The 26,964-nt window shown below is 68.1% G+C and carries 27 protein-coding genes, 2 tRNA genes and 1 riboswitch; of the genes, 13 read left to right on the plus strand and 16 right to left on the minus strand.

Annotated features, from left to right (window positions below; translation table 11 throughout):
- Positions 1–258: 258 nt before the first annotated feature.
- The 3 genes from AC5592_RS33755 to AC5592_RS33765 all read right to left on the minus strand — a co-directional run bounded on the left by AC5592_RS33755 (position 259) and on the right by AC5592_RS33765 (position 928).
- A complete protein-coding gene (locus AC5592_RS33755) occupies positions 259–573 on the minus strand; it encodes a DMT family transporter (protein WP_036499373.1) in 315 nt (104 codons plus the stop codon).
- 17 nt (positions 574–590) lie between these two features.
- Positions 591–658, minus strand: a riboswitch (guanidine-III (ykkC-III) riboswitch).
- Positions 659–701: 43 nt separating this feature from the next.
- Positions 702–778: transfer RNA gene (locus AC5592_RS33760), tRNA-Pro, on the minus strand.
- A gap of 79 nt (positions 779–857) precedes the next feature.
- Positions 858–928 (minus strand) — tRNA-Gly (locus AC5592_RS33765).
- Positions 929–1,601: 673 nt separating this feature from the next.
- On the opposite strand from AC5592_RS33765, the gene AC5592_RS33770 reads away from it, so the two are divergent.
- The 4 genes from AC5592_RS33770 to AC5592_RS33785 all read left to right on the plus strand — a co-directional run bounded on the left by AC5592_RS33770 (position 1,602) and on the right by AC5592_RS33785 (position 6,204).
- On the plus strand, positions 1,602–2,606 hold the full coding sequence (locus tag AC5592_RS33770) for a GGDEF domain-containing protein (protein WP_036499371.1): 1,005 nt from the start codon (positions 1,602–1,604) through the stop codon (positions 2,604–2,606).
- 93 nt (positions 2,607–2,699) lie between these two features.
- The gene (locus AC5592_RS33775; RefSeq protein WP_063066536.1) at positions 2,700–3,530 is read left to right on the plus strand and encodes a GA module-containing protein; all 831 of its coding nucleotides are present in this window, start codon (positions 2,700–2,702) and stop codon (positions 3,528–3,530) included.
- Positions 3,531–3,583: 53 nt separating this feature from the next.
- Complete coding sequence (locus tag AC5592_RS33780) at positions 3,584–4,912, plus strand: phosphatase PAP2 family protein (protein ID WP_083870654.1); 1,329 nt, start codon at positions 3,584–3,586, stop codon at positions 4,910–4,912.
- Positions 4,909–6,204 carry a glycosyltransferase family 87 protein gene (locus AC5592_RS33785; RefSeq protein ID WP_083870653.1) on the plus strand — a complete coding sequence of 432 codons (1,296 nt, stop codon included), beginning with the start codon at positions 4,909–4,911 and terminating at the stop codon, positions 6,202–6,204. Before AC5592_RS33780 ends, AC5592_RS33785 begins: the two co-directional genes overlap by 4 nt.
- Here the strand turns inward: AC5592_RS33785 and AC5592_RS33790 are convergent.
- Together AC5592_RS33790 and AC5592_RS33795 are read right to left on the minus strand one after the other, a co-directional pair.
- The gene (locus AC5592_RS33790; RefSeq protein WP_036499361.1) at positions 6,192–7,007 is read right to left on the minus strand and encodes an Fpg/Nei family DNA glycosylase; all 816 of its coding nucleotides are present in this window, start codon (positions 7,005–7,007) and stop codon (positions 6,192–6,194) included. The genes AC5592_RS33785 and AC5592_RS33790 overlap by 13 nt on opposite strands.
- Before the next feature lie 80 nt (positions 7,008–7,087).
- Positions 7,088–7,558 (minus strand): ribose-5-phosphate isomerase, encoded by a 471-nt coding sequence (locus AC5592_RS33795; RefSeq protein WP_036499357.1) that lies wholly within the window; start codon positions 7,556–7,558, stop codon positions 7,088–7,090.
- Positions 7,559–7,706: 148 nt separating this feature from the next.
- Between AC5592_RS33795 and AC5592_RS33800 the strand changes: the two genes are divergently transcribed.
- Entirely contained in the window at positions 7,707–8,741 is a 1,035-nt protein-coding gene (locus tag AC5592_RS33800; protein WP_083870655.1) for a M48 family metallopeptidase, read from the plus strand.
- 46 nt (positions 8,742–8,787) lie between these two features.
- On the opposite strand, the gene AC5592_RS33805 is transcribed toward AC5592_RS33800, so the two are convergent.
- Positions 8,788–9,444, minus strand: coding sequence for a mycothiol-dependent nitroreductase Rv2466c family protein (locus AC5592_RS33805; RefSeq protein ID WP_036499355.1), 657 nt, complete (start codon positions 9,442–9,444; stop codon positions 8,788–8,790).
- Between the two features lie 154 nt (positions 9,445–9,598).
- On the opposite strand from AC5592_RS33805, the gene AC5592_RS33810 reads away from it, so the two are divergent.
- From AC5592_RS33810 to AC5592_RS33820, 3 genes are all read left to right on the plus strand, one after another.
- The gene (locus AC5592_RS33810) at positions 9,599–10,819 is read left to right on the plus strand and encodes an NAD(P)/FAD-dependent oxidoreductase (RefSeq protein ID WP_063066531.1); all 1,221 of its coding nucleotides are present in this window, start codon (positions 9,599–9,601) and stop codon (positions 10,817–10,819) included.
- A gap of 97 nt (positions 10,820–10,916) precedes the next feature.
- Positions 10,917–11,318 carry a YciI family protein gene (locus tag AC5592_RS33815; RefSeq protein ID WP_036499351.1) on the plus strand — a complete coding sequence of 134 codons (402 nt, stop codon included), beginning with the start codon at positions 10,917–10,919 and terminating at the stop codon, positions 11,316–11,318.
- Between the two features lie 11 nt (positions 11,319–11,329).
- Positions 11,330–12,604 (plus strand): RNA polymerase sigma factor, encoded by a 1,275-nt coding sequence (locus AC5592_RS33820; protein ID WP_084507627.1) that lies wholly within the window; start codon positions 11,330–11,332, stop codon positions 12,602–12,604.
- A 70-nt stretch (positions 12,605–12,674) separates the two neighbouring features.
- Here the strand turns inward: AC5592_RS33820 and AC5592_RS33825 are convergent, their stop codons facing one another.
- On the minus strand, positions 12,675–13,499 hold the full coding sequence (locus tag AC5592_RS33825) for a phosphoribosylaminoimidazolesuccinocarboxamide synthase (protein ID WP_036499349.1): 825 nt from the start codon (positions 13,497–13,499) through the stop codon (positions 12,675–12,677).
- A 222-nt stretch (positions 13,500–13,721) separates the two neighbouring features.
- Here AC5592_RS33825 and pepN point away from each other — a divergent pair, with 222 nt between their 5' ends.
- Complete coding sequence (gene pepN, locus AC5592_RS33830) at positions 13,722–16,316, plus strand: aminopeptidase N (RefSeq protein WP_063066538.1); 2,595 nt, start codon at positions 13,722–13,724, stop codon at positions 16,314–16,316.
- Positions 16,317–16,378: 62 nt separating this feature from the next.
- Here the strand turns inward: pepN and AC5592_RS33835 are convergent, their stop codons facing one another.
- On the minus strand, positions 16,379–16,822 hold the full coding sequence (locus AC5592_RS33835; protein WP_063066539.1) for an SgcJ/EcaC family oxidoreductase: 444 nt from the start codon (positions 16,820–16,822) through the stop codon (positions 16,379–16,381).
- A gap of 116 nt (positions 16,823–16,938) precedes the next feature.
- Here AC5592_RS33835 and AC5592_RS33840 point away from each other — a divergent pair, with 116 nt between their 5' ends.
- Together AC5592_RS33840 and AC5592_RS33845 are read left to right on the plus strand one after the other, a co-directional pair.
- Complete coding sequence (locus AC5592_RS33840; protein ID WP_036499347.1) at positions 16,939–17,553, plus strand: ClpP family protease; 615 nt, start codon at positions 16,939–16,941, stop codon at positions 17,551–17,553.
- A 9-nt stretch (positions 17,554–17,562) separates the two neighbouring features.
- Positions 17,563–18,153 carry a ClpP family protease gene (locus tag AC5592_RS33845; RefSeq protein WP_063066533.1) on the plus strand — a complete coding sequence of 197 codons (591 nt, stop codon included), beginning with the start codon at positions 17,563–17,565 and terminating at the stop codon, positions 18,151–18,153.
- Positions 18,154–18,239: 86 nt separating this feature from the next.
- On the opposite strand, the gene AC5592_RS33850 is transcribed toward AC5592_RS33845, so the two are convergent.
- From AC5592_RS33850 to AC5592_RS33870, 5 genes are all read right to left on the minus strand, one after another.
- Complete coding sequence (locus AC5592_RS33850; RefSeq protein WP_083870652.1) at positions 18,240–18,731, minus strand: helix-turn-helix domain-containing protein; 492 nt, start codon at positions 18,729–18,731, stop codon at positions 18,240–18,242.
- A 160-nt stretch (positions 18,732–18,891) separates the two neighbouring features.
- A complete protein-coding gene (locus AC5592_RS33855) occupies positions 18,892–19,338 on the minus strand; it encodes a DUF5130 family protein (protein ID WP_086007201.1) in 447 nt (148 codons plus the stop codon).
- 10 nt (positions 19,339–19,348) lie between these two features.
- Complete coding sequence (ctaJ, locus tag AC5592_RS33860; protein ID WP_036499339.1) at positions 19,349–19,627, minus strand: aa3-type cytochrome oxidase subunit CtaJ; 279 nt, start codon at positions 19,625–19,627, stop codon at positions 19,349–19,351.
- A 51-nt stretch (positions 19,628–19,678) separates the two neighbouring features.
- Entirely contained in the window at positions 19,679–21,355 is a 1,677-nt protein-coding gene (locus tag AC5592_RS33865; protein ID WP_063066534.1) for a glycoside hydrolase family 13 protein, read from the minus strand.
- A gap of 61 nt (positions 21,356–21,416) precedes the next feature.
- Complete coding sequence (locus tag AC5592_RS33870; RefSeq protein ID WP_030512691.1) at positions 21,417–21,821, minus strand: globin; 405 nt, start codon at positions 21,819–21,821, stop codon at positions 21,417–21,419.
- A 344-nt stretch (positions 21,822–22,165) separates the two neighbouring features.
- Between AC5592_RS33870 and AC5592_RS33875 the strand changes: the two genes are divergently transcribed.
- Together AC5592_RS33875 and AC5592_RS33880 are read left to right on the plus strand one after the other, a co-directional pair.
- Positions 22,166–22,885: an HNH endonuclease gene (locus AC5592_RS33875; RefSeq protein WP_174372269.1), complete on the plus strand. Its 720-nt coding sequence runs from the start codon at positions 22,166–22,168 to the stop codon at positions 22,883–22,885.
- Between the two features lie 117 nt (positions 22,886–23,002).
- Positions 23,003–23,944, plus strand: a complete 942-nt coding sequence (locus tag AC5592_RS33880; protein ID WP_063066535.1) for an NAD-dependent epimerase/dehydratase family protein — start codon at positions 23,003–23,005, stop codon at positions 23,942–23,944.
- A gap of 15 nt (positions 23,945–23,959) precedes the next feature.
- Here the strand turns inward: AC5592_RS33880 and AC5592_RS33885 are convergent, their stop codons facing one another.
- The 3 genes from AC5592_RS33885 to AC5592_RS33895 form a co-directional block, all read right to left on the minus strand.
- Entirely contained in the window at positions 23,960–24,613 is a 654-nt protein-coding gene (locus AC5592_RS33885) for a DUF8185 domain-containing protein (protein WP_036499392.1), read from the minus strand.
- 32 nt (positions 24,614–24,645) lie between these two features.
- Positions 24,646–25,065: an acyl-CoA thioesterase gene (locus tag AC5592_RS33890; protein ID WP_036499390.1), complete on the minus strand. Its 420-nt coding sequence runs from the start codon at positions 25,063–25,065 to the stop codon at positions 24,646–24,648.
- Positions 25,066–25,262: 197 nt separating this feature from the next.
- A partial coding sequence (locus AC5592_RS33895) for an NAD-glutamate dehydrogenase domain-containing protein (protein ID WP_198164016.1) occupies positions 25,263–26,964 on the minus strand: 1,702 nt, incomplete at its 5' end.

Here is a 26,964-nt window from a genome sequence, read left to right on the forward strand (position 1 = left end):
CCGGGACGGGCCGGGCCGAGCGCGGTTCGTCGGGCCGCTCGCCGGGCACCGCACGCTCGACCGGTGGAACGAAACGCGTTCACGCGCAATCGCATTCGGCCGGCTCCGCCCGGCCGGCGCGTCACAGCCGATAACACGCACATCGGCAGCCGGGGGTACGCGGGTTACCCGGCGGAGTCGAGCGTGGCCGACGTGGCGGTATCCGCGGCGAATGTCGCCGCGGATACCGCTCGGCGTGGGACAGGCCGATTCGAGCGGCTAACCGGTCACCTTCAGGCCCACCACCCCGGCGACGATCAGCAGCAGCAATACGATCTTCACCAGCGAGGCCTGCTCGGCACCGGTCATCATCGCGTACAGCACGGTGAGCGCGGCCCCGATGCCCACCCACACCGCGTACGAGGTGCCCACGGGCAGTGTGCGCATGGCATAGGCGAGACCCGACATCGAGGCGACGAGCGCGGCCGCGAAGACCAGCGACGGCACGAGGCGGGTGAAGCCGTGTGACTTTCCCAGCGCGGTGGCCCAGACGGCTTCGAAGACTCCGGACAGCACCAGCACGATCCACGCCATAGTCAGCATTCCTTTCGGAAATACCGTCTTGTCGGGACCCGGGTACGGTTGCGATCGTCCGGTCGGCCGCAGAACGCGACCCTTGTTCGTTCAGCGCCCACGACCGAGCGGAAATTCCCGGTCATCTGTGGTCGGGATGACAGGATTTGAACCTGCGACCCTCCGCTCCCAAAGCGGATGCGCTACCAAGCTGCGCTACATCCCGTTTCCGTCCAGCGGTTGCGCTGGCGCCTCCCGATGGACGGGATCCGGCGGCCGGGAATTGCCGACAATCCCCACCTCGGAGCGGGTGACGGGAATCGAACCCGCACCATCAGCTTGGAAGGCTGAGGTTCTACCATTGAACTACACCCGCAGGCATACGACACCAATGGGATCGCCACGATGTCGTCTGCGTGTAGGACTGTACCGAACTTCACTTCCGGAATGCCAATCGCACACCCGGTTTTCGCCCGGCGCGTCCACCGGGCTGCTCACCGGCGCGCCGAACTCCCCCCGGAGCAGGCCCGTAGCGATTGGACAGCAAACTTCGACGACGGAACTTCGAGCGCGGCGATGCCGAAGTGGCGCATCGCGCCCACGAGATATCGCGCCACTCACTCCCCGACCGGACCCTCGCAACCTGCTGTGATACTCGTCACCGGCGGCTCGCCGCCACCGCGCGGACCGGATCCCGCGTCAAGGCCCCTGGCCTGCGATAAGAACGTTTCACGAAGTCCTGCGCACTCAGGAGTGAACATCCCCCGCAACACGCCGCGAGCGACACGCTGAGGCAAGGTGTAACGCCGCAGGCCCGGAGTCGATCACACTGCCGATCGCCATTCGTGACTTATCGGAACAGGTTGTAAAACAGCGTTTTTCGGTGCCGAGTGGCTTGCTAGGATCCTTTTTGCCGGACGGGGGTATCTGGAAAGGGGGCGGTGAGCGTGCGCCGAAGGTGTACTCGACCGCGAAGCAGTGAGCGCGTTCCGGAGGGCGTGACCGGCCGGAGCGCCGGCGTCGACGACGTCTGCGCGAGGTGATCGGCGATGCCTGCCGAACTCGACACGCAGACCGCCGCGAACGTCGCGGCGACGACACGGGACTGGGTTCGTGCCGTCTATGCCGGCAGCGGGCTGACAGTCGAGCCCGAACACCTCGAGCAGGTGTTCGCGGCCATCGTCGACGAATTGTTGAATCTTGCACAGTCCGAACCGTTTCCGGTTCCGGCCGCCCGCGCGATCGGGCGACGGCTGGCCGAGGCGCCCTTCGATCGCACCCGCATGCTCGCCCCCGCCACCAGAGCCCTGCTGGGCTTCGCGCCGGGTGAACCCGGATCCCTGGTGGCGACCCGGTGGCCGTTCGTGGCCAGCCATGCCATCGACAGCTATGCCGAGGCCCTGCAGCAACGCGCCCTCGCTCAGCAGGAGCGCAATCTGACGGCAGCGGTCTCCGTGCGCGTACAGGAGATCGCGGCGCTGCAGAACCGGCTGCGGCACGAGGCGACCCACGACGCACTCACCGACCTCGCCAACCGCTCCCTGTTGCAGGAACGCGTGCGTGTGATGGCCACCGACCACACCCGCGGCGTGGGCCTGCTGCTGATCGACCTGGACGACTTCAAGCAGATCAACGACGGCTACGGCCATTCCGTCGGCGACGAGGTGCTGGTGGAGATCTCGCGGCGGCTGCGCGCGGCCTGCCCGGACGAAACGGTCGTATGCCGCTACGGCGGAGACGAATTCGTCCTCGCCCTGCCCGCCCGGCGCAACACCCTCGCCGAGGTGGCGATGCGCGTGCTGACCGCCCTGCACGATCCGGTGCCGACCGATGCCGGACCGGTGCCGGTGTCCGCGAGCGTCGGCACCGCCTTCTCCCCACCCGGGCGACCGTGCGACTTCTCCGATCTGCTGCGCAGCGCGGACCGGGCGATGTACTCGGCCAAAACGGCCGGCAAGCGGCAGTTCGCACTTTCCGAGCTCGGCGATTCCGGCGGCGAGCCGGGCGGTTACGACGCCGCCCGACTCGCCTACGACGCCGCCGTCGCGGGCTGAGAGCAAGCCTCGGGCAAACCGCCGACGCGTACTCTGGTCGATGTGTGGCTGCTGCTGATCCTTCTGGTCGTCGTCCTGATCGCGTGTGTCGCGATGATGGTCGCGGGGCGCTCGAACCAACGCACCCGGGACAACAACCAACTCGCCGACGCGAAGGCCGACGCACGCCGGTTGATCGAACGCCTCGGCGGCCAGGTCTACAACCTCACGGGGACCGACCAGGCCTCCAAGCAGGCGCTGGCGGATGCGGGTGAACGACTCAACGCCGCCGGATCGCAGATCGATCAGGCCACGACCGTCACCCAGGCTCGGCTGGCCAAGGAAACCGCGATCGAGGGCCTGTACTACGTGCGCGCGGCCCGCACCGCGATGAATCTCGATCCCGGCCCACCGGTCCCCGAACTGGACGGACAGCGGTCCGCCGGACGCGTCACCGAGGACCGCACCGTCGACTTCGACGGCCGCAGCATCGAAGCGTCGCCGACGCCTTCTCCGCAAACTCCGAACTACTATCCGGGCGGCCGGGTCGCCGGGCGTCCGGTCCCGGCCGGCTGGTATTCCGAGCCGTGGTGGAAGACCGCGCTGGTGGCCGGCGCCTGGGGCGTCGGCTCGGTGCTGCTGTTCGATGCGCTGTTCGGCGGTATGCACGGCGTCGGCTACGGCGCGGCCGGTTTCGAAAACGGTTACGGCGCAGGCTATGACGCCGGATTCGATGCGGGCCAGGATGCCGGGCAGGGCTTCGACGGCGGGGACCAGGGCGGATACGACACCGCCGGCTACGACCAGGGTGGCGGCTACGACCAGGGTGGCGGCTACGACCAGGGTGGCGGCCACGACGGCGGCGGCTTCGACGGGGGCGGCTTCTTCGACGGCGGTGGCGGTTTCGACGGAGGCGACTTCGGCGGATTCGACGGAGGTTTTTAGCTTTCCGGTAACCGGAAGTTGCGCCTCCGTTTACGTTGTGTTATCGATCTTCAGTGTTGATCGACCACGAGGCGAGGGTAGTTCCCTCGTCGTCGTTATCCGGGGGTGGGAAAAAGCCCCGAGCAGGAGCCGCTGCCGCAGTCGTCGGCGCTGTGGTCCTGCTCACCGTCGCCCAGGTGTGGGCATCCGCGCACGGCGCCCTCGGGCCCTTTCGTAGTCTCCTCGCCGATTACGCGGCCGACCCGCAATCGGCGTTCGTCACCTGGGCGGGCCTGGGCCTCGCGTGCGTCGGCGTGCCCGCGCGCGTGCGCGTCATCAGCCTCGCGTCGGCCGCGGTACTGGACCTGCTGGTGCTCGGCGTGCAGGCGCTGTGCCACTGGCACCTCTCGATCGGAACCGGCCCGACGCTGGTCTTGACCGCGCTCGTGCTGACCGTCGCTCGGTGGCGTGGCCGGCGACGGCGGATCGCCCTGCGCGCCATCGCATTCGGTGTGTTGCTGATCATGGCGTCGAAGCTCGCCGACACCTGGCTGCTGGTGAGCATCTCCGCCGGTCCGCGCGTACTGGATCAGTACGTGCAATATGCCGATCGCGCACTGGGAGATCCGGCGTGGGTCGTCGGCAGCCTCCTGGACGCGGCGGGCCCGGTCCCGTCGACCGTGTTGCACGCGGTGTACATCCAATTGCCGGCGGCCGCCGTGGTGGTCGCGGTGTGGCAGCTGCGCAATGTGACGACGAGGCCGTGGCCACGGCACAATCTGTTGCGCACCTTCCTGGTACTGGGCATCGTCGGGCCGCTCGTCTACGTGCTGTTTCCCGTGGTCGGCCCGGTCTTCGCCTACGGCCCGCTGGGCCACGGCCTGCAGATCGGCGACTGGCCGCACACGGTGCCGGCGATCACCGGCACCCCGGCGCCGATGCTCTTCGACGCCGGCACCGCCCGCAACTGCATGCCGTCGATGCACACCGCTTGGGCCACAGCACTGTTCGTGCATTCGCGCACCGGGCCGCGGTGGCTGCGCTGGGGTGGTGCGGTATGGCTGGTGTGCACGCTGCTGGCGACGCTCGGCTTCGGCTACCACTACGGCTGCGATCTGGTGGCGGGTGCGGTCCTGTCCCTCACGGTGGAATCGGCACTGCGCGAACCCGATCGGGGCTGGGACAGCAAACGGATTCACATGGTGACCCTCGGCGCCGGGGTTTTCGCGGGGCTGCTGCTGTCCTATCGTTTCCTCGCAGAGACCATGGCCGCCCATCCGTTGCCGTCCGGACTCGCGGTCCTGGCCGCACTGGCGGCCGTGATCTCCCTGTTCTACACGACGTGGTTCGCCGCGCCCGAGCGCCGAACGGCGAACATCGAAAGGTCGGTCTCAGCTTCATGATCACGGTGCGGGCGGAGCGGCGTCAGCTGCTGCGCCAACAGCATTCCGACGATACGAGATATTTCCCCCGCATCCCGATCCTGATCGGACTTCTGCTCTCGGTGTCGGCTGCCCTGCTCATCTCGGCGTTGCACGGTTTCCTCGATCTGCAGGTGTATCGGGTCGACACCCTGGCCTGGTTGCACCACGGCGCACTGTACGGGCCGCCGCTACCGGTCGCCGGCCACACCGACCTGCCGTTCACCTATCCCCCGTCGGCAGCGCTGCTGATGACTCCGCTGGCCGTGATGCCGCTCTGGCTCGCGGAGGTCGCGGTGACGGCCAGTTCGCTGGCCTGTCTGTGGGTGACGATCTGGCTGGTGCTCTCCCGGGTCCGGCCCGAGCTGAACCCGCGGTCGAAAGCGACTCTGATCACCCCCGTCGTCATCGCGATGGCGGCGCTCGAGCCGGTGCACACGACACTGTGGTTCGGGCAGATCAACATCATTCTGATGGCCGCGGTCGCGCTGGACTGCCTGACCGAGAAGCCGCGCTGGCCCCGCGGCGTGCTGATCGGCATCGCCGCCGTCACGAAACTGACCCCGGCGGCCTTCGTGCTCTATCTGCTGATTCGCCGGGACTGGAAAGCGGCGGGAACGGCGGCGGCGACCGCCGCGGGAGTGGTGCTCGCCGGATTCGTACTGTTCCCGCGGACATCCACGCAGTACTGGCTGCACGCGATCGTCGACACCGGTCGCATCGGGGCGCCCTACTACGCCGGCAACCAGTCCCTCAAAGGCATGATCTACCGGCTCGGCCTGCCCGAATCCGCGGCCGCGGCGGTGTGGCTGGGTCTCGGGCTCGCCGTCGCCGCCGCCGGCGCGGTCGCGATGTACCTGCTCTTCCGCGCCGAGCGCACCGCCGCCGCCCCGATCACACCCGGGAACGCCCCCGCGATCACGAGGCTCTCGGTTGCCGCGCTGCTCGTGAATGCCGCTGTGCTGCTGCTGGTTTCGCCGGTGTCGTGGACTCATCACTGGGTGTGGGTGGCACCCGCGCTGGTGACCGCCGCGTTGTGGTCCACCAGCAGATCCGCCGCGGCGGTGGCCGGCGCGATCGCCGCCGTCACCGCACCGTTCCTCATCGGACAGGTGCTGGTGCCGGGCGGTGGCGACCGGGAGCTCACCTGGAACTGGTGGCAGCACCTACTGGGCAACACCTACGTCCTCGTCGCCGTCGCGCTGCTCGGACTCGCGCTCACGCGTCTGCTCCGGCGGCGCGCCGCGGCGATACCGGCGACTCAGGCCGGCTGACAGGTGGGGCACCAGAACAGGTTTCGCCCCTCGAGCACGGCATGCGCGACGGTGGTCGCACAGATCCGGCAGGGCTCACCGGCTCGGCGATAGACGTAGGTGCGCGGTTTGCCGACCGCATACGACGGCGCGCCGCGGTCGTGTTCGGGGCGCACCACCACGATGGCGCCCTTGCGCACGCCGACCTTCATCAACGCGACGAGATCCGCCCACAGCGCATCCCACTCCCCGGCCGTAACGGCGCGGCCGGGACGTTGCGGTGAAATGCCGTGCCGGAACAGCACTTCCGCTCGATAGACATTGCCCACACCCGCCACCACCGACTGGTCCATCAGCAGCGCCGCGATGGACCGGTTCGAACGGCGGATCCGCTGCGCCGCCCGATCGGGATCGGCGTCGCGCCGCAACGGATCAGGGCCGAGCCGGGCGGTGAGGACGTCGGCCTCCGGTGCGTGCAGGACCTCGCACGCGGTCGGACCACGCAGATCGGTCCCGTACAGCGTGGCCGCGGACTTACCGGCGCCGATCATCCGCATCCGCACCTGGCCGACCGGATCGCTCAGCGGCGCGGGCGATTCGGTGAAGGTGCCGTAGAGACCGAGATGCACATGGACGATCAGGCCCGAATCATAGTGGTGCAGAAGATGTTTACCCCACGCCTCGGCCTTGGTCAGGGTGGCTCCGTCGACCAGGGCGGCACCATCGGCGAAGCGCCCCTGCGGGCTGGAAACCCGCACGACACCGCCGGCGAAGCGCTGCTGATGCAGCTTCGCCAGGCGATGCAGCGTATGTCCCTCAGGCATCTCCCGAATTCCGTTCCGCTCACACCGGCCCGCATGCGGCCGGACGGGCCGGGCGCGTGGCCCGGCCCGCTCGATGCCTGCTAGCTCTGCACCGCCGGCGGCTGACCGGACTTCTCGTATTCGGCGATGATGTCGATGCGCCGCTGATGCCGCGCCTCGTCCGACCACGGCGTCGCCAGGAACGCGTCGATGATGGCGAAGGCCTCCTCGGTGCTGTGCATCCGGCCGCCGATACCCATGAGCTGCGCATTGTTGTGCTCACGAGCCAGTTTCGCGGTCTCCACGCTCCAGGCCAGCGCACAGCGCGCGCCGGGAACCTTGTTCGCGGCGATCTGCTCACCGTTACCGCTGCCGCCGAACACGATGCCGAGGCTGCCCGGGTCGGCGACGACGCGGCGAGCGGCGTCGATGCAGAAGGCCGGATAGTCGTCGACGGCGTCGTACTCGTGGGCTCCACAGTCGACCACGTCGTGACCGGCCTGCGTCAGATGATCCTTCACTTGGTTCTTCAATTCGAAGCCGGCATGGTCGGCACCCAGGTATACGCGCATGGCTGAGATTCTGTCAGGTGGGCGCTTTCGCTCCACATGGGGTGGTTCCCCGATCCTCTATAGAGTTCAGCCCATGCAGTCCGAAGATCAGTGGGCCGATCAGTCACCACAGCAGGGGCGCGGACCGGGGTGGAATCCGGTGACCGGTATGGCGGGGTGGGATCCTCGGCTGGGACCGCCGGGATGGGGTCCGCAACAACCGTTTTCGCCGCCGCACGTCCCGCCGTTCCAGCCGACGCGCGGACTGTCTCCCTGGGGGATGCCGGCCCGGCACAGCTGGGAGATCCCGCTGCTGATCGTGGTGATTCTGGCCACCGTCACCGGTTATCTGATCGCGCTGCTGTTCCTGCTCGTCGGTGCGGTGAACTACTACGTCCTGCTGCTGATCCTCGCGCCGCTGCTGCTGTGGTTCGGCCGCGGCACCAACTATTCGATGCAGCGGCTCAATGCGGTGAAGATGTCGCCCACCCAGTTCCCGGAGGGATACCGGTTGGTGGTCGAGGCGGCCGCGCGCTTCGGCATGGCGACCGTCCCGGATGCCTACGTGGTGCTGGGCAACGGGCAGATCAACGCCTTCGCCTCGGGGCACGGGTTCCGCCGCTACGTGGTCGTCTACAGCGATCTGTTCGAGATCGGCGGCCAGGCCCGTGACCCCGACGCGCTGGCCTTCATCATCGGCCACGAGGTCGGCCATATCGCGGCCGGCCATGTGTCGTACTGGCGCCAGCTGGGCATGTTCCTCGTGCCGTTCCTGCCGATCATCGGCAATTCGCTGATTCGCGCACAGGAGTACACCGCCGACAATCACGGCTTCTGCAACCGGCATCTCGGCGCCCCCGGAGCGATGAGAACCCTTGCGGGCGGCAAATATCTGAACTCGCTGGTCGATTTCGACGAGATGGCCGACCGCGCGCCACAGGACAAGGGCTTCTTCGTCTGGGTGGTCAACGCCATGGCCTCGCATCCGGTACTGACGTGGCGGATGTGGGCGCTGCGCGATCGCAGCCGGCACGGGCGGATGTTCCTGCGGCCGAGCGGTCCGCCGCCACCACCGATGACGGCGACGCCTCCGCCGTATCCGCCACCGGCCGTCCCGCCGCAGCCGATGCCGCCGGCCGGACCGCCCACTCAGACGGGCAGCTACCCCGGATACGGCGAAATTCCGGGGCTGCCGCCGCGGTAGCCGCACGTCCGGCACGGGGCGTGCTGCGCCCCGTGCCGTTCATCCACTAGTCGAACTGCGGGTCCTCGTTGCGGGTCCGCTTGAGTTCGAAGAAGTGCGGATAGGACGCCAGTGCGACCGCGCCGTCCCACACCTTCCCCGCGTCCTCGCCGCGCGGAATCCGCGACAGCACCGGGCCGAAGAAGGCGGTGTCGTTGATGTGGATGGTCGGCGTGCCGACGTCCGGCCCGACCTTGTCCATTCCGGCGTGGTGGCTCTTGCGCAGCGCCTCGTCGTACTCGGTGCTGGTGGCGGCCTCGGCCAGTTCGGCGGGCAGCCCGACCTCGGCGAGAGCGTCGGCGACGACCGCGGCCAGGCTGTCGGCCTGGTTCTCGCGCTCGTACTCCTCCCGGCGATTGTGGATGCGGGTGCCCATCGCGGTGTACAGCGGTGAGAGCACTTTCTCACCGTGTTGCTCGGCCGCGGCGATGGCCACCCGGACCGGCCCCCACGCCGATTTCATCATTTCGACGTAGCGCTCGGGAAGGTCGTCACGGCCCTCGTTGAGCACGGCCAGGCTCATCACGTGGAAGCGCGTGTCGATATCGCGGACCTTCTCGACCTCCAGAATCCAGCGCGAGGTGATCCAGCACCACGGGCACAGCGGATCGAACCAGAAATCGACGCGGTCCCTGGAACCGGCGGTGGTCGTCTGATCGCTCACATTTCGTCCCTTCGAAGAAACAGTGGGGAGGCCGCACGCCACCCGTCCTCAGCATTGGTCAACGCCGCGAAGTTGGCGATACTTCCCGATCGCGGCGGCATCGCACAGTAGGGTCGGATACGACCCTGGTTGCCCGCTGCCCGGAGGTTTCCCCATGCCCACAGATTCCAGGTTCGTCATCGTCGGCGGCGGTCTGGCCGCCGCGAAGCTGGCGGAGTCGTTGCGCGACAACGAGTTCGACGGCGCGATCACGTTGATCGCCGAGGAGGCGCAACTCCCCTACGAGCGGCCGCCACTGTCGAAGGAGCATCTGCTCGGCAAGAAGTCGCTCGCCGATTTCACCGTGCATCCCGAGCAGTGGTATCGCGATCACGATGTCGAGCTGCTGCTCGGCACCGCCGTCACGGCCATCGACCGCACGTCGAAAACGGTTGCGCTGCCGGATGGTTCGACCCGGCCATACGACAAACTCGCCCTGGCCACCGGATCGCGCCCGCGCCGGCTGCCGATTCCCGGCGCCGATGCCGAGGGCGTGTACATGTTGCGCACCATCGGGCAGTCCGATGCGCTGATCTCATTGTTCGGCTCGGCGCGGCGGCTGGTCGTCATCGGCGCGGGCTGGATCGGGCTGGAGGTCACGGCGGCCGCCCGGACCGCCGGTCTCGAGGTGACCGTGCTGGAGGTCGGCGCGGTGCCGCTGCAGGCCGCTCTCGGCGACGAGATGGGCGCGGTCTTCGGCGAATTGCACCGCGCGCACGGCGTCGATCTGCGCTGCGGCGTGAAGGCCGCCGAGATCGTCACCGCCGACGGAAAAGCCACCGGAGTCCGCCTCTCCGACGACACGGTCGTGGACGCCGATGCGGTGCTGATCGCGGTCGGCGCGCGGCCGAATATCGAACTGGCCGCCGACGCGGGGCTCGCGGTCGAGGGCGGCGTGCTGGTGGACGAGAGTCTGGCCAGCAGCGATCCGGATATCGTCGCCGTCGGCGATATCGCCGACCAGCAGCATCCGGTGCTCGGTCAGCGAGTGCGGGTCGAACACTGGGCCACCGCCCTCAACCAGCCGGCCGTGGCGGCGCTGACGATGCTCGACCGGCCCGCCACCTACGACCGGCTGCCGTACTTCTTCACCGACCAGTACGACCTCGGCATGGAGTACACCGGTTTCGTCGCACCGGATGCGACGACCTCCGTGGTGGTTCGCGGCGACGCGGCGAGCCGCGAATTCGTCGCGTTCTGGCTGGATCAGGGCAATCGAGTGCTGGCGGGGATGAACGTCAACGTCTGGGACGTCACCGATCGGATCAAGGAGCTGATCCTCGGCGGCGAACCGGTGAATCCGGACGCGCTCGCCGATACGACCACAGATTTGTGATCACGATCACAGCCAAGGTAGGTCGAGAAGCCGCGGCCGACACCGACCCGATCGTGAGCGCGCCGCGCTGGCGCGCCGGCGATCCGAGGAGATCATCGTGAAATACATGCTGCTCAAGACCTACCGCCCTGCCGCGCACTGCGAAACTCCGATCGGCGAGTGGCCGCCGGAGGACATCGCGGCCCATATCGAATTCCAGCGCGCGCTCGGCGCGGCACTGCGCGAATCGGGTGAGCTGGTCGATGCCCAGGGTCTGGCCTTCCCGGATCAGGCCCGTATCGTCAGCGCCGACGGGCGGTCCGCGCCGGTGGTCACCGACGGCCCGTTCCCGGAGACCAAGGAATTCCTGGCGGGCTACTGGATCGTCGATGTGGACAGCGCCGACCGGGCGCTGGAGATCGCCGCGCAGGCATCGGCCGCGCCGGGCCCGGGCGGCGCCCCGATCGGTGAATACATCGAGGTGCGCGCGGTGATGGACGCCCCGGCGACCGAGGCCTGATCCGCCGCGCCATGCCCGGATCACAGGTACCGGCCGTCCCAGGCGGGCAGCCGTCGGAGCGCGACGACTCCACGCAGGAGGTCGCGCTGCTCCTGCGGGAGGTCGCGCCGGGCGTGCTGGGAATGCTGGTGCGCCGCTACGGCGATTTCGACGCGGCCGAGGACGCGGTGCAGGAGGCGATGCTCGCCGCGGTCACCCAGTGGCCGGACAAGGGCTATCCGGACAATCCGCGGGCCTGGCTGCTCCAGGTCGCGCAGCGGCGACTGATCGACTCGGTGCGTTCGGAGATCGCACGCCGCTCCCGCGAGACGACGGCTGCCCTGCAGGACGTGCCGCCCGCCGATACCGATTCGGCCGCCGACGACACGTTGACGTTGCTGCTGCTGTGCTGCCATCCCGCGTTGTCGCCGGCCAGTGCGATCGCGGTGACGCTGCGCGCGGTGGGCGGTCTCACCACCGAGGAGATCGCCCGAGCCTTCCTGCTGCCGGAAACAACCATGGCGCAACGTATTTCGCGGGCGAAGAAGCGGCTCGCCGCACTGCCGCGCCCGTTCGCCGAGTCCGCCGTCACCCCGGAAGAACGGGGCCCACGGCTCGGGCCGGTACTGCACGTGCTCTACGTGATGTTCACCGAGGGGCACACCGCGACCGGCGGCTCCCACTTGTACCGCACCGATCTGGCGGCGGAGGCGATTCGCCTGACCCGCAAGGTTCACCGCCTGCTTCCGGGCGATCCGGAGGTCACGGGGCTGCTCGCGCTGATGCTGCTCACCGACGCCCGCCGCGCGGCACGCCTGGGGCCCAGTGGCGAATTGATTCCGCTGGCCGAACAGGACCGCACCCGCTGGGACCGCGACCGCGCCCGGGAGGGAATGCGGCTGGCGACGGCGGCGGTCGAGGCCGGACTCGACGGCCCCTACCGCGTCCAAGCCGCCATCGCCGCACTGCATACCCGGGCACCGAGCGCCGCGGCGACGGACTGGGAGCGAATTCTCCTGCTGTACAACATCTTCGAGCGACTGTCGGACAATCCGATGGTGAGTCTGAATCGCGCGGTGGCGGTGGCCATGGTGCACGGGCCCGCAGCCGGGCTGGAATCGGCGAACGCGCTGGCGGATCGCCTGCGTGGCAACCATCGACTCGAGGCGGTGCGGGGACACCTGTCCGAGATGGCGGGCGACCGTGCGGCGGCGATCGAGTCCTATACGGCGGCAGCACACCTGACCACGAGTACGCCCGAGCGCGACTACCTCATGCTGCGCGCGGCGAAGCTGCGCGCCTCGTAGCCGGGCGCGCCGGTGCGGCCGTCAGCGAAAGCTTCTGCGGCGCAATCGCTTCGACCGTAACCGACCGCACTCACGCCCAGGTGTTGCCCGTGATGCGCTGGTAGGCATCCATGTATTTCTCGCGGGTGACGGCCACGACATCGGCGGGGATCTCGGGGCCGGGCGGCTCCTTGTCCCAGCCGGTGGAGGTCGCCCAGTCGCGGACGAACTGCTTGTCGAACGAGCGCTGCGCCCGGCCCGGCTCCCATTCGTCGGCCGGCCAGAACCGCGACGAGTCGGAGGTCAGGACCTCGTCACCGAGGGTGAGAACATCTCCGTCCCAGCCGAATTCGACCTTCGTGTCGGCGATGATCACACCGCGCCCCGCGGCGTGCTCGGCGCCGCGGGTGTAGATCTGCAGGGTCAGGTCGCGCAACTTCTCGGCGACATCGCGACCCTCTTGATTCACCACATCATCGAACGTGATCGGCTCGTCGTGTCCCGCGGACGCCTTGGTGGTCGGGGTGAAGATCGGCTCGGGAAGTTTGTCTCCCTCCCGTAGCCCGGCGGGCAGCGTCACCCCCGAGACCGCGCCGGTCCGCCGGTACTCCTGCAGGCCGGAACCGACCAGGTAGCCGCGGGCGATGCACTCCACCTGCACCATCTTCAGCGGTCGCACGCGCACCGCGCGCCCGGCGAATTCGTCCGGGACGTCGGTGGTCGAGAGCACGTGGTTGGGCACATCGGAGAAGTAGTCGAACCACCAGTTCGACAGCTGGGTGAGCAGCGCCCCCTTGTCCGGAATCGGCGTCGGCAGCACCACGTCGTAGACCGAGACCCGATCGGAGGCGACCAGAATCAGCGATTCCCCGTCCTCGTAGAGATCGCGCACCTTACCGGCGTGAATGTGCTTCACCGGCCCTCCTCGCTTCGCTGTCCGCCGCACACGAATGCCCAGCCTACCGAGCGCCCCGGCGGCACCGGACGCTCGGTGGCGCGGCGCGCGGCGTTTCGTCTCGCACGGGGTGCGGATGCACGGTCGGCCCAGCCGTGCGGGCGCGAACGTGGCATTCTGGGCACCGTCAGCGACTGCATCCGCAGCGTGGTCCACACGACCGGTCCGAGCGAAGGAGTCTCCTTGTCTGCACCGAACCTCACCCGCGACAAAGCCATCGCGCGGGCCGCGACGATCAGTGTGGAGAACTATCGCGTCGAACTCGACCTCACCGGACAGCCGACCGGTCCCGCGGCCACCGCCGGCGAGACGTTCTTCTCGCGCTCCACCGTCACGTTCACCGCCACTCCGGGCGCGCAGACCTTCATCGATATCGTCGCCGCCGGTGTGCGTTCGGCCGTTCTCAACGGCACCGAACTCGACATTTCGGGCTACGACGAGTCCGAGGGTCTCACCCTGACCGAGCTGGCCGAGAACAACGTCCTGGTGGTCGAGGCCGACTGCGTGTACTCGCATACGGGCGAGGGTTTGCACCGCTTCGTCGATCCGACCGACGACAAGGTCTATCTGTACTCGCAGTTCGAAACCGCCGACGCCAAGCGGATGTTCGCCTGCTTCGACCAGCCCGACCTCAAGGCGACCTACGACATGACGGTCACCGCGCCCGCCGACTGGGAGGTGATCTCCAACGGCGCCGCGACCGCCACCCGCACGGTCGGCGAGGTGGTCGAGCACACCTTCGCCACGACGCCGCGGATGAGCACCTATCTGGTCGCGCTGATCGCCGGGCCGTACGCCAAGTGGATCGATGTGTACACCGACGATCAGTCCACGATCCCGCTCGGCATCTACTGCCGCGCCTCGCTCGCCGAATTCATGGACGCGGAACGGCTTTTCACCGAGACCAAACAGGGCTTCGCGTTCTACCACCGCAACTTCGGCGTCCCGTACGTCTTCGGGAAGTACGACCAGCTGTTCGTTCCCGAGTTCAACGCCGGCGCCATGGAGAACGCGGGCGCGGTGACGTTCCTCGAGGACTACGTCTTCCGGTCCAAGGTCACCCGCGCCTCCTACGAACGTCGCGCCGAGACCGTGCTGCACGAGATGGCGCACATGTGGTTCGGCGATCTCGTCACCATGAAGTGGTGGGACGATCTGTGGCTGAACGAATCCTTCGCCACCTTCGCCTCGGTCCTGTGCCAGGCCGAGGCCACCGAATACACCGGCGCCTGGACGACTTTCGCCAATGTGGAGAAGTCGTGGGCGTACCGGCAGGATCAGCTGCCCTCCACCCATCCCATCGCCGCCGACATCCCCGATCTGGCGGCCGTGGAGGTCAACTTCGACGGCATCACCTACGCCAAGGGCGCCTCGGTGCTCAAGCAGTTGGTGGCCTACGTCGGGCTGGAGCCGTTCCTGGCCGGGCTGCGGGACTACTTCGCCGCACACGCCTTCGGTAACGCCACCTTCGACGATCTGGTCGGTGCGCTCGAAAAGTCCTCCGGGCGTGACCTTTCCGGCTGGGGCGCGCAGTGGCTCAAGACCACCGGCCTGAATACGCTGCGCCCCGACTTCGAGGTCGACGCCGACGGGAAGTTCACCCGATTCGCGGTCGTGCAGGGCGGCGCGGAACCCGGTGCCGGCGAGTACCGCGTCCATCGCCTGGCCATCGGCGTCTACGACGACCGGGACGGAAAACTGGTGCGCACCGAGCGCGTCGAGCTCGATCTCGACGCCGCCGAGCGCACCGAGGTCGCCGAACTCGTGGGTGTCGAGCGGGGCCGGCTCGTGCTGGTGAACGACGACGACCTGACCTACTGCTCGCTGCGCCTGGATCCGCAGTCGCTGGATACCGTGATCGCGCGGATCGCCGATATCGCCGAATCCCTGCCTCGCACGCTGTGCTGGTCGGCGGCATGGGAAATGACCCGACAGGCGGAGATGCGGGCCCGGGATTTCGTGGCGCTGGTGCAGCGCGGAATCGGCGCCGAAACCGAAATCGGTGTCGTACAACGGCTTCTGATGCAAGCGCAGACCGCCCTGGCGAGCTACGCCGACCCCGAGTGGGCCGATCAGACCGGATGGCCGGCCTTCGCCGATCGTCTCCTCGAACTGGCCCGGGCGGCCGAACCGGGTTCGGACCATCAGCTGGCCTTCGTCAACGCCCTCACCGGCGCACGCCTGTCACCGTGGCACAGTGAGGTGCTGGGCACCCTGCTGCTGGATTCCGACCCCGCCGCGGCCGCGCTGCCCGGCCTCGCGGTGGACACCGATCTGCGCTGGCGGATCGTGGGCGCGCTGGCGGCGGCCGGTCAGCTCGACGCCGAGAGCACCGATACCCCGGTCATCGACGCGGAACTCGAGCGCGATCCCACCGCCGCCGGCCGGCGCCAGGCGGCCGCGGCCGCCACCGCCCGCCCCCAGGCCGAGGTCAAGGAAAAGGCCTGGCGCACCGTGATGGACGACGACTCCGTCCCGAACATCACCGCCCGCGCGATCGTCGGCGGCTTCGCGCCGGTCGGGCAGGGTGAACTGCTCACGCCGTATGTGCAGCGCTACTTCGACGAGATCGCCTCGGTGTGGGAGCGCCGCTCCAGCGAGGTCGCACAGACCGTCGTCGTCGGCCTCTATCCGCACTGGGCCATCAGCGAGGAGGCCGTGGCCGTGGCCGACAAGTTCCTCGCCGATGAACACCCGCCGGCTTTGCGCCGCTTGGTGATCGAGGGTAAGGCGGGAATCGAACGCTCGCTGCGTGCCCGCGCCGCCGACACCGCCTGAGTCTGCTTGCGGCGCCTACCGATCGGTGGGCGCCGTAACGCCGGACCGCGAAGCGACGCGGTTCACTGCCGAGGCACCGGTGTGTTGTGCCGCGCCGCGATCCACCAACGGCCATCCTCCTTGGTCAGCACATACAGCGCGACCATCGCCGGGTCGACATCGATCGGCGCGCCATCGGCGGTCACCGCCCGTGCGGCCTTGTGCGCGATGGCGACATCCGCCCGCAGGAACGTTATGCCGAGGAGCTCGTAGCGCACGTACTGGTCTTTCAGGAATCCCGCCAATCCGTCCCGGCTCGCGGCGAGCGTCGTGTCGCGGCCGTGCAGGAGCATGCCGGCCGCGTTGCCCAGCACCGCATTACGGGCCACATCCCGCACCATCAGTTCGGCGTCGTTGGTATTGAACGCGGTCTCGACATTCGCGATGAGCGCCTCGATCGCCACCCGGTCCTCGGCATGGTCGACACTGTTGTCCTCGATTAGCGGATTCTGGTCCGTCGTGTTCATGATGATCATCTTTGGACCTCGAGAGCGGTTGAGGTCAAGAAGTTCGCTGCTGTGAGCGGATCTGCTCACGGCAGCGACAGCCGCCGTCGCCCCCGCCGATCGGGCACGGTGGCTTCATGGCTCACGACAACACGACTCCGCTGTTCGACCGTCGGTCGCGCGAGCAGTTACTCGCCCGGCGCGTGCTCGTACTCGACGGTGGACTCGACGACGACAACGGCACCCTATTGACCACCCAGCTGCTGACCCTGGCAGCCGAGAACCCCGACGCCGGCATTTCGCTGTGGATCCACTCCCCCGGCGGCTCGGTGCCCTCGATGCTGGCGATCCGCGACGTGATGCGGCTGGTGCCCTGCGAGGTTTCCACGCTGGCACTCGGATTGGCTTGCAGCGCCGGGCAATTCCTGCTGTCCGCAGGCACCCGGGGCAAACGCTACGCCTTGCCGCACGCCCGCATCCTCATGCATCAGGGGTCGGCGGGCATCGGCGGCAGCGCGGGCGAGGTGGAGGTGCAGGCCGACGATCTGCGCCACACGGTGAACACCGTGCTCGGGCTCATCGCCGAGGACACCGGGCAGCCGTTCGACCGCATCTACGAGGACTCGCTGCACGACCGCTGGTTCACCGCGACCGAGGCCCGGGAGTACGGCTTCATCGACCACATCGTCGACTCCTTCGACCAGGTCATCCCGCAACGCCAGCGCATCGGAATCTCGGCCGGGAAAGCATAGGGGCACATCATGACCAGCTACACCATTCCCAATGTCATCGCGCAGCACCCGCGCGGCGAGCGGATCATGGACGTCTATTCGCACCTGCTCACCGAGCGGATCGTCTACCTCGGCACCCCGATCGATTCAGGGGTGGCGAATGCGCTGATCGCGCAGATGCTGCATCTGGACGCGGAGAGCGCGGGCCAGGAGATCAACCTCTACATCAACTGCGAGGGCGGCGATCTGTCGGCGATGCTCGCGATCTACGACACCATGCAGCACATCTCGTCGCCGGTGGCGACCACCTGTGTCGGCCAGGCCATCGCGGTCGGTGCGGTGCTGCTGGCCGGCGGCGCCGACGGTCGGCGGGCGATGCTGCCGCATGCGCGCGCCGTCCTGCATCAGCCGGCGACGCGCGGACAGGGCGCGATACCCGATCTCATCATCCAGGCCGACGAACTCGTCCGAATGCGCGCCGAAATCGAGACGATCCTGTCCCGCCACACCGGTCAGGAAGTCGCGACCCTACGGCACGACACCGATCGCGACCGGGTGTTCACCGCGCAGGCAGCGGTGGAATACGGATTGGCCGACACCATCCTCGGCGCCCGCAGCTGAGCGGATCCGACAGCGCAGGAGAGTAATTCACAGCCGAGCGACGGATCGCGGCGGCGCTGGCGATCTCCGTGAGGCGTGGTGCGCGCTCAGGCGGCGCGGGCGAGCATGGTAGGACCGAACGGTGGACGGGCGGCCAGCGGGCGCACCGGGGCGAGGCGGGTGACGCGCAGCAGGTCGGCGGCGATCTCCGCGGTCAGTTCGCCCAAGGTGGTGCCGAGCGCTCCGGCGAGGGCGGCGATCATCTCGCTCGACGGTTCCTTGCGCCCGCGTTCGATCTCGGACAGGTACTGCGGTGAAATCCCGGCCCGGCCCGCCGTTTCGGTCAGCGTCTCGCCGTGGTCCCGGCGCAATTCGCGCAACCGTTCTCCGAGTACCTCACGCCACAGCGGTTCCCGGGCGGCGCGGGGTTCGCGAGGCCGATCTGGGCGCGACGGCACCGATCGCAGCACGTCTCGCTGGGGTCGGGGGCCAGGCTCGGCCGGTGTCGCCGGGACGTCCGGGCCATCCGCCCGGGTCGAGGGCGCAGACTCGTCCGCACGTCCGCCGGGGAGCGAATGCAGTTTCGGGTACTCGGCCATGTGGTGAGCCTACGGCTGCCGCCGGGCGGGGCGAGCTCACTTACGCTCACAGCGTATTTCGGGTCGTCCGTAGACAGCCGCACCCCCTCCCGACTGTTCCGGGAAGGGGTGCGTGGCCCTGATGCGAACCGGCGCGAGCGTGCCGATCAGTGCGGACGAATCAGCTCGGGCGGCCGATCGCGGACGCCATCACGCGGACCGCGGAGACGAGTCCGTCGATGAGCTGTCCCTGCCGCAGCGACGCGAGCGCCGCGGTGACCCCGAGCTGGCAGACCCGGTCGTTCACACGGTCGGCGACGTCGCGACCGGATCGAACCTCGACCGCCTTGTCGTTGGGCGAGACGGCGATGAGCACCGAACGCGCCGCCTCGGGAGTCGACGGGAACACCGCGTCGGCGCCGGCGGCGGCATCCGCGCCCAGATCGCCGATGTAGATGTTGAACCGGACCTTGGTGCTGCGAGTCGCCTCGGTGAGGGTGTTGTCCATCAGCAGCCGCTCATGGTCGTTGAACGGCGCTTCCTTGAACACGTCACCGGCTTCGTGCACGCCGGATACCCGCCCGCTGGGGGTGATGGCGTACCCGTGCGGCAGGGTGGACGGGTCCACCACAGGCCAATTAGAAGTTGCCACTTGCCCGGCCTCCGATCAGATCTGCCCCAGCGGATTCGATGGCCGCATGATGTCCATGCGCCGACTCAGCGACACCGTGACCGAATGCGGTCACCTCATCGGTCGCGCTCCACAGCACCGGCTCCGCGGTCCACTTCTTCCCGAGGTCGTAGTGGACCGGCTTCTCACCGGGCAGCGGTTTGCCGAGGAACGACAATCCGGCGATCACCGCGTAGATCACCAGCGGGATGCCGAGAAAGATCAGCACTGTTTCGAGAATGCTCACAGCTCAACGGTAGACGATCGTGGTTTGCCGGTCCGCGCCGAGCCGCCCGTGTCACACCAACCAGGCCGTCGAGTCCGGTGCGAGCAGGGCACCGTGCGGCGGCGCGCTCGCCAGCAGCATCGTGCCCGGGGGCAGCGCGATCGGAGCCGCGGAGGCGTTGAGCACACAGATCAGTCCACCCGGCCGGCGGAAGGCGAGACAGTCCTCCGGCGCGTCGAGCCAGTCGACCGTGTCGCCGTCGAATTCGGCTCGGGTACCGCGTACTCGGAGAGCGTCCCGATACAGCGACAGCGTCGAGTCGGGCGATTCGCGTTGCGCCGCCACGGTCCGATCGGCCCATTCCGCCGGAATGGGCAGCCAGGAGTCGGGACCGGCGCTGAATCCGAAGGGCGGATCGGTCCCCTCCCACGGAATCGGCACCCGGCAGCCGTCACGCCCGCGTTCGGTGTGGCCGGAGCGTTCCCAGACCGGGTCCTGCAGCACCTCCTCGGGCAGGTCGTCGACATTGGGCAGCCCCAATTCGGCGCCGTTGTAGACGAAAGCCGCCCCGGGAAGCGCGAGTTCGAGCATGATCATCGCGCGTGCACGGGCGATGCCGGACGCGCCGCCGCCGTAGCGGGTCACCTCCCGCTCGATATCGTGATTGGACAGCGTCCACGTCGGGATGGCCCCGACGCGCGCTACCGATTCCAGCGAATTCTCCACTGCCGCACGAATTCTCACCGCGTCGAACGGTGTCTCGGCAAGCCGGAAGTTGAAGGCGAGGTGAAGTTCGTCCGGGCGCACGTACTCGCCGAACCGGACGTTGTCCTCGACCCACACCTCACCGATGGACACCGCGTCCGGGTACTCGTCGACCACCTTGCGCAGCCGCCGGTGGATGTCGTGGACCCCCGGATTGTTGAAACGCGGATCGCTGTCGTCGTGCACCAGCAACTTCGCGTCGGCGTCCGCGAGATGGGTGACCGACGGGTCGGCCGAATGGGTGGCCGACGGGTCGGCGGAGAGTCCCACCGCTGCCACCACGACCGGATCCATATCGGGCAGTCCGGGCGGTTTGGCCATGCCGTGTGCCACATCGATGCGGAAACCGTCGACGCCGCGATCGAGCCAGAACCGCATGGTCTGCTCGAAATCGGCGACGACCTCCGGATTGTCCCAGTTCAGATCCGGTTGTTCCGGTGCGAACAGATGCAGATACCACTGCCCCGGCGTCCCGTCGGGCTCGGTGATGCGCGTCCACGCCGGACCGCCGAAGATGCTGGGCCAGTTGTTGGGCGGTTGCGAGCCGTCGGACCCGCGACCGTCGCGGAAGAGGTAGCGGGCCCGCTCGGCGCTGCCGGGGGCGGCCGCCACCGCGGCCGCGAACCACGGATGGCGGTCGCTGGTGTGGTTGGGCACCAGATCCATCGTCACCCGGATGCCGCGCTCGTGGGCTGCGGCGATCAGCTCGTCCATGGTCGCGAGGTCGCCGAACAGCGGGTCGATATCGCGCGGATCGCTGACGTCGTATCCACCGTCTGCCATCGGTGAACGCATCACCGGACAGATCCACAGCGCGTCGACGCCCAGCAGTTCCAGATAGCCGAGCCGGTCGCGCACACCGGCGAGATCACCGACACCGTCGCCGGAAGCATCGGCGAACGAGCGCGGATAGATCTGATAGAACACCGCCGAACGCCACCAGGGTGGCGCCGATTCCTCCGTATGCCCCGCGGCGTCCCCCACTGCCGCGAGCTCAGCCCGTCCGCCGGCCGATGACGCTGTCACAGTCGAATCCCGGCCCGGCTCACATGGGGGAATTCATGAGCGAATTCGCGGCCATCTCCAAGTAGTCGAGCAACGCACGCCGATGTTCGTCGTCGAGAACGTCCGGCTCGATCTCGGCAATCGCGATGTGCATACAGCGCAACCACGCATCACGCTGGAGCGGTCCGATACTGAACGGCATATGCCGCATGCGCAGCCGGGGATGTCCGCGTTCGTCGGAATAGGTGCGCGGGCCGCCCCAGTACTGTTCGAGGAACATGCGCAGCCGGCGCTCGGCCGGGCCGAGGTCCTGCTCCGGATACATCGGCCGCAGGATCTCGTCGGCGGCCACCTCCCGATAGAACGCCGCGACGATCCGCCGGAACGTTTCCGCCCCGCCGACCGCCTCGTAGAACGATGTCGCCGTCTGTTCGCCGGAAGTCATCGACCCTCTCGATCTGCTCGCCTGCCCGTATCCGCCCACCATTGTGCCCGCACCGCCCGCGGACGGCCCACCCGTGCGGCAGGCGCCCGACGGTCACCGGCGGATCACGCGACGTTCAGACGACGGTCGCCGCGGGGACGGCCACACGGCAGATAATCGCCTCCGACACCGGTATCCGGGCAGCGGATACCGAGCCGCACCGCGTCGACCACCGGCGATCCGCGCACCCGGCCCGAATTTCGGCACCGAAATCACTGTGCACACGGGCACGTTCCGTGGTCAACTTGGTGACAGTGTCTGCCGATCAGCACACGAACCGACCTAGCAGAATTCGGGGTCCATCCATGAAGCAGCGGCACGGCGCCCGGTCACACGAGGCGAGAACGCACCGACAACTCCAGCCCGCCGATGTCCACAATCGTGGGTCGGGGGCTACTCCGCTGCATATCCTCTCCGCATATTCCTCTCCGGGACATCCGTCCGCGTCACCGGGACATTCGTCCCCGGGTGCGATCACGCACCGAAACACCGAATCCGCAGCTACCGCCTGGTCCAAGAGCCGGGTACTGCTTCTGAATGCCACCTACGAGCCACTGACAGCACTGCCCGCCCGGCGGGCCATCGTGCTACTGGTCTGCGACAAGGCCGATACCGTTCATCACAATCCCGAGGGCCCGGTCGTCCACTCCGCCGGCGCCTCGGTCGCGCTGCCGTCGGTGATCCGGCTGCGCAACTACGTGCGAGTCCCCTACCGCGCCCGGGTCCCCATGACCCGCGCGGCTCTCATGCACCGGGATCGTTATCGCTGCGCGTACTGCGGCGGAAAGGCCGAAACCATCGACCATGTCATTCCACGCAGTCGCGGGGGCGCGCATTCCTGGGAGAACTGCGTAGCCTCCTGCGCTCCCTGTAATCACCGCAAGGCCGACAAACTCCTGAGCGAGTTGGGCTGGACGCTCATGCACCCCCTGGTCTCGCCGACCGGGCCGCATTGGCGATTGCTGTCGACCACCTCGGATCTGGATCCGGTGTGGTTGCAGTACCTGGGCGAGGGCGCTGCCTGACCCTGAAACAGCGCGCCGATCACAATCGTGAGCGCTGCTCTTGAAATATTCACGGATGTGAGGCACACTCGTCCGTGAGCACAAGAGCGGTGCTCTCGAAAGTGATTGGAGCCCACTATGTCGGATCTACATGTCGTCACCGGAGCCGGACCCGTCGGCACCACGATCGCCGAACAACTCGCCGCCACCGGGGCGACGGTCCGCATCCTGACCCGGTCGGGCAGCGGTCCGGACCATCCGCTCGTCGAGCGACGCTCGGTGGACGTCAACGATCGCCACCAGCTTGCCGCCGCGGTCGACGGTGCCGCCGCGATCTACCACTGCATCCACGCCTCGCAATACTCCGCGCGGACCTGGCGGGCGGAACTGCCCGGCGCCGAACAGATGATCCTGGACGTCGCGGGGCGCACCGGGGCAGTCGTCGTGTTTCCGGAGAGCCTGTACTCCTACGGCCCGGTCGACCGGCCGATGACCGAAAAAATGCCCCGCACTGCGGATTTCGGCAAACCGGCGATCCGGGTGCACCTCCTGCGCGCTCGCGAGGCATCGCCGACGCCGACGGTCAGCGTGGCCGCCTCCGATTTCATCGGGCCGCATGTGCGCACCTCGCACGCCGGTGACCGGATGGTGCCGAATATCCTGGCGGGCAAGACCGTTCAGATCTTCGGCAAGGCCGATCTACCGCATTCGTTCACCTATATGCCCGATCTCGCCGCGGCCATGATCCGGGCGGCCGCCGACAGCACCCTGTGGAACACCTTCCTGCACGCCCCGACCGCCCCGGCGGTCACGATGCGCGAACTGGTGGCCGCGCTGGCCGAGGCCGCTCGGATGCCGATGCCGAAAGTTGTTGCGCTGCCCGGCTGGACACTGCGCACGGCCGGCATCGTGAGCTCGATGATGCGGGAGCTGGCAGAGATGAACTACCAGTTCGAGCGGCCCTTCCGACTCGATTCCACCCACAGTGAGCGACTGCTCGGCCTGGCGCCGACGCCACTGCCGGAGGTCGCGGCGGGCACCGTCGCGTGGTGGAAAACCGCTGTGGCGGAAGGGAAGTGAACTACCGGGCGCCGATCACCCGGCCAGCAGCGGCCCACTGCGGCGACGAGCGACCGAGCCGTAACGCGCGTCCAGCCGCAGCCAGCTGCGGGTTGCCCGCACCCGCACGGTCTCAGCGGGCGCGATGCGGCGAGAGTCGGCTTCGCCGCCGGCGTGCGGAATGAAATCCATTGCGGTGAGCGCGAAGACGACGCGCATCGGGACCTCGACGCGCTCGTCGCCGCCGGTGACGGTCAGCACCGTCTGCTCCAGCAGCGAGGCCGGCGGACCGTGGCCGGCACCGTGTTCGGCTGCCACCCGGGCACCGCGTTCGGCGAGTTCGACCAGGCTCCGGGCCGGAACATCGTCGATATGCGCGAAACCCACAGCCGGTGGCAAAGCGGTGCGCCAGGCCGAATCCATCGAATACCCCACCTCGATGCGCCCGTCGGCGGCGGGCCGTTCGAGTCCGGACAACGCGGCGTCACCGGCGACGGTGACGTCCACGACGTCCAGTTCGCCGACCACCGTGCGCGCGGCCAAGACCTCGAATCCGGTTGCCGCCCACGCGGTGACGTAGCGGTCGCCGCGGCGATGCAACCGCACGACGGCAGTCGGATCCAGCCGGATCGCGTGGGTGAGAAAGGTCGCGAGGTTCTCCCGCTCGGCGGGATCGGATATGCGCAGCATCGAACCGATGTCGTCCTCGGGTGTCGTCGCCGCTATTCGGCCCGCCACAGGCTCAGATATTCGCGCTCCTCGTCGGTGAGCCGGCGCAGCCGCTGGGTGTCGATATCGAAGGCCGCGATCTGGGTGCTGGCGAGCACGGCCGGCGGTGAATCCAGTGCCACGCCGTTCGCGCGGACCTCGTAGCCGATGGTGAAATCGACCGCGCGCAGCTGTTCGATCCACATAGCCACATCCAGCGGCGTGTCCTCGTGCCGGAGTTGGCCGCGGTAGCGAACGTGCAGGTCGGCCAGGACACAGCCGGTACGCAGCCCCGCGGTGGGCCGCTCCCCCTCGAACAGCCACGGAATACGCGCCTCCTCGAGCAATGTCACCATGCGGGCATGGTTGATGTGCTGGAAGACGTCCATATCCGACCACCGGACATCGACCTTCGCGTGGAAACGCTTGGGCAGGACGACGGTGCCTCCTGCCTTCAGGGCCCCGTTCACCGAGCCGACACTGGTCACGCTGTTCACCTCCGATCGGATTCCGCCCGCGCGCATCGTGCGGCGTGCCTGCGCGGGCGGACGAGCAAGCCGAAGCGGCGTGCGACTCCGATGTCGGGACCGCTTCGGCTAACCAGTATGCAGGTTCGGGGCTCGACCGCCGTTCAGCGAGGCACCTCCGACTGCGCCCCCACACCGCTGACCATGCTGCGGACCTGCCGCGCCGCGACCGAGAGCGTCGCCAGATCGTGTGCTCCGGAGGCGAACAGTTCCGACAGCGCCGCCCGCGCGCGGCCGAGCCGGGACTGGTTCTTCGACTCCCAGTACGCGATCTTCTCCTCCGCGGTCTCCTCCGGATCACCCGCGGACAGCACGTCGAGGGTGAGCGACCGCAGCGACCCGTACATATCGTCGCGCAGGGCGAGCCGGGCCAAGGCGTGCCAGCGATCGCCGCGCTCCAGATGGCTCACGGCCTGCAGCAGCCAATCGATCTTGAGGTGCTCGTTGAGCGCGTAGTAGAGCGCACCGACCTCTTCGCCACTGCGGTCGGTGATATCCGCGATATCGACGACGTCGAGCAGCGGGAACAGGTTGAGCAGACCGAAGACCTCGGTGGCCAGATCCTCCGGTACGCCACGCGAGACGATCTCGGCGGAGGCTTCGGTCAATGTGTCGAGGTGATGGCCGCGCAACCATCCCGGGACCTTCGGCGCGAGTTCGCGGACCGGACCGCTGTAGCGGTGGATTTCGGCGCCGACCGCGACCGGCTGCGGACGGTTGCTCAGCAACCAGCGCGACGCGCGATCCAGGGTGCGCTTGGTTTCCAGCTCCAATTCGTCCTTCACCGCCGTCGGCACGTCGGCGGCGCGAATGCGCTGCCACAGCGAATGCAGGTCGAAGATCTGGCTGGTGGCCGCGAAGGCGCGCACCACATCGGTTGCGCTGGCGCCGATTTCCTCGTTGAGCCGGTGCGCGTAGGTGATGCCACCGAGGTCGACCATCTCGTTCACCACCATGGTGGTGACGATCTCGCGGCGCAGTCGGTGACGTTTGATGGCACCGCCGAATCGCTGGCGCAACGCCGCCGGGAAGTATTTCGGCAGCCGCGCGGCGAAGTACGCGCTGTCGGGCAGATCGCTGTCGAGGAGATCGGCCTTCAGCGACAACTTCACGTGTGCCAGGAGGTTCGCCAGTTCCGGCGAGGTGAGACCGGTCCCGGCCTCCGCGCGACGAGCGAGCTCCTTCGTCGAGGGCAGGGCTTCCAGTTCCCGATCCAGACCCCGCCGCTGTTCCAGATCCTCGAATACCCGCATATGCACGTTGAGCATGCGCGGCGCCTCGGTGCGCGACATCCCCATCAGGTAATTCTGGGAAACGTTGTCCCGCAACACCATGTCCGAAACGTCGTCGGTCATCGAGGACAGCAGCGGGTTGCGATCGCCGACCGGCAGTTCACCGGCGGAGACGACCCCGTCCAGCAGCACCTTGATATTGACCTCGTGGTCCGAGCAGTCGACGCCGGCGGAATTGTCGAGGGCGTCGGTATTGCATTTGCCACCGAGTTTGCAGAATTCGATCCGTCCCAATGCGGTGACGCCGAGGTTGCCGCCCTCGCCGATGACGCGCACGCGCAGATCACTCGCATTCACGCGCACAGCGTCATTGGACTTGTCGCCGACATCGCCGTTCGACTCGGTACTGGCCTTGATATAGGTACCGATTCCACCGTTCCACAGCAATTGCACCGGCGCCCGCAGAATGGCCCGGAGCATGTCCGGCGGCGACAGTGATACGACGTCCTCGTCGAGACCCAGAGCGCGCCGGATCTGCGGGCTCACCGGCACGGCCTTCACGGTGCGGTCCCAG

Origin of the sequence: Nocardia violaceofusca NBRC 14427, from assembly GCF_963869435.1 — a bacterium.
GTDB classification, from domain to species: Bacteria; Actinomycetota; Actinomycetes; order Mycobacteriales; family Mycobacteriaceae; genus Nocardia; species Nocardia aobensis.

Coding starts and splice junctions, on each gene's coding strand:
- AC5592_RS33755 (WP_036499373.1), bottom strand. CDS start 573: ATGGCGTGGATCGTGCTGGTGCTGTCCGGAGTCTTCGAAGCCGTCTGG.
- AC5592_RS33820 (WP_084507627.1), top strand. CDS start 11,330: ATGCCCGGATCACAGGTACCGGCCGTCCCAGGCGGGCAGCCGTCGGAG.
- AC5592_RS33785 (WP_083870653.1), top strand. CDS start 4,909: ATGATCACGGTGCGGGCGGAGCGGCGTCAGCTGCTGCGCCAACAGCAT.
- AC5592_RS33875 (WP_174372269.1), top strand. CDS start 22,166: ATGAAGCAGCGGCACGGCGCCCGGTCACACGAGGCGAGAACGCACCGA.
- AC5592_RS33775 (WP_063066536.1), top strand. CDS start 2,700: ATGATGGTCGCGGGGCGCTCGAACCAACGCACCCGGGACAACAACCAA.
- AC5592_RS33800 (WP_083870655.1), top strand. CDS start 7,707: ATGGCGGGGTGGGATCCTCGGCTGGGACCGCCGGGATGGGGTCCGCAA.
- AC5592_RS33880 (WP_063066535.1), top strand. CDS start 23,003: ATGTCGGATCTACATGTCGTCACCGGAGCCGGACCCGTCGGCACCACG.
- AC5592_RS33885 (WP_036499392.1), bottom strand. CDS start 24,613: ATGCTGCGCATATCCGATCCCGCCGAGCGGGAGAACCTCGCGACCTTT.
- AC5592_RS33770 (WP_036499371.1), top strand. CDS start 1,602: ATGCCTGCCGAACTCGACACGCAGACCGCCGCGAACGTCGCGGCGACG.
- AC5592_RS33810 (WP_063066531.1), top strand. CDS start 9,599: ATGCCCACAGATTCCAGGTTCGTCATCGTCGGCGGCGGTCTGGCCGCC.
- AC5592_RS33870 (WP_030512691.1), bottom strand. CDS start 21,821: ATGACTTCCGGCGAACAGACGGCGACATCGTTCTACGAGGCGGTCGGC.
- AC5592_RS33795 (WP_036499357.1), bottom strand. CDS start 7,558: ATGCGCGTATACCTGGGTGCCGACCATGCCGGCTTCGAATTGAAGAAC.
- AC5592_RS33845 (WP_063066533.1), top strand. CDS start 17,563: ATGACCAGCTACACCATTCCCAATGTCATCGCGCAGCACCCGCGCGGC.
- AC5592_RS33790 (WP_036499361.1), bottom strand. CDS start 7,007: ATGCCTGAGGGACATACGCTGCATCGCCTGGCGAAGCTGCATCAGCAG.
- AC5592_RS33850 (WP_083870652.1), bottom strand. CDS start 18,731: ATGGCCGAGTACCCGAAACTGCATTCGCTCCCCGGCGGACGTGCGGAC.
- AC5592_RS33840 (WP_036499347.1), top strand. CDS start 16,939: ATGGCTCACGACAACACGACTCCGCTGTTCGACCGTCGGTCGCGCGAG.
- AC5592_RS33835 (WP_063066539.1), bottom strand. CDS start 16,822: ATGAACACGACGGACCAGAATCCGCTAATCGAGGACAACAGTGTCGAC.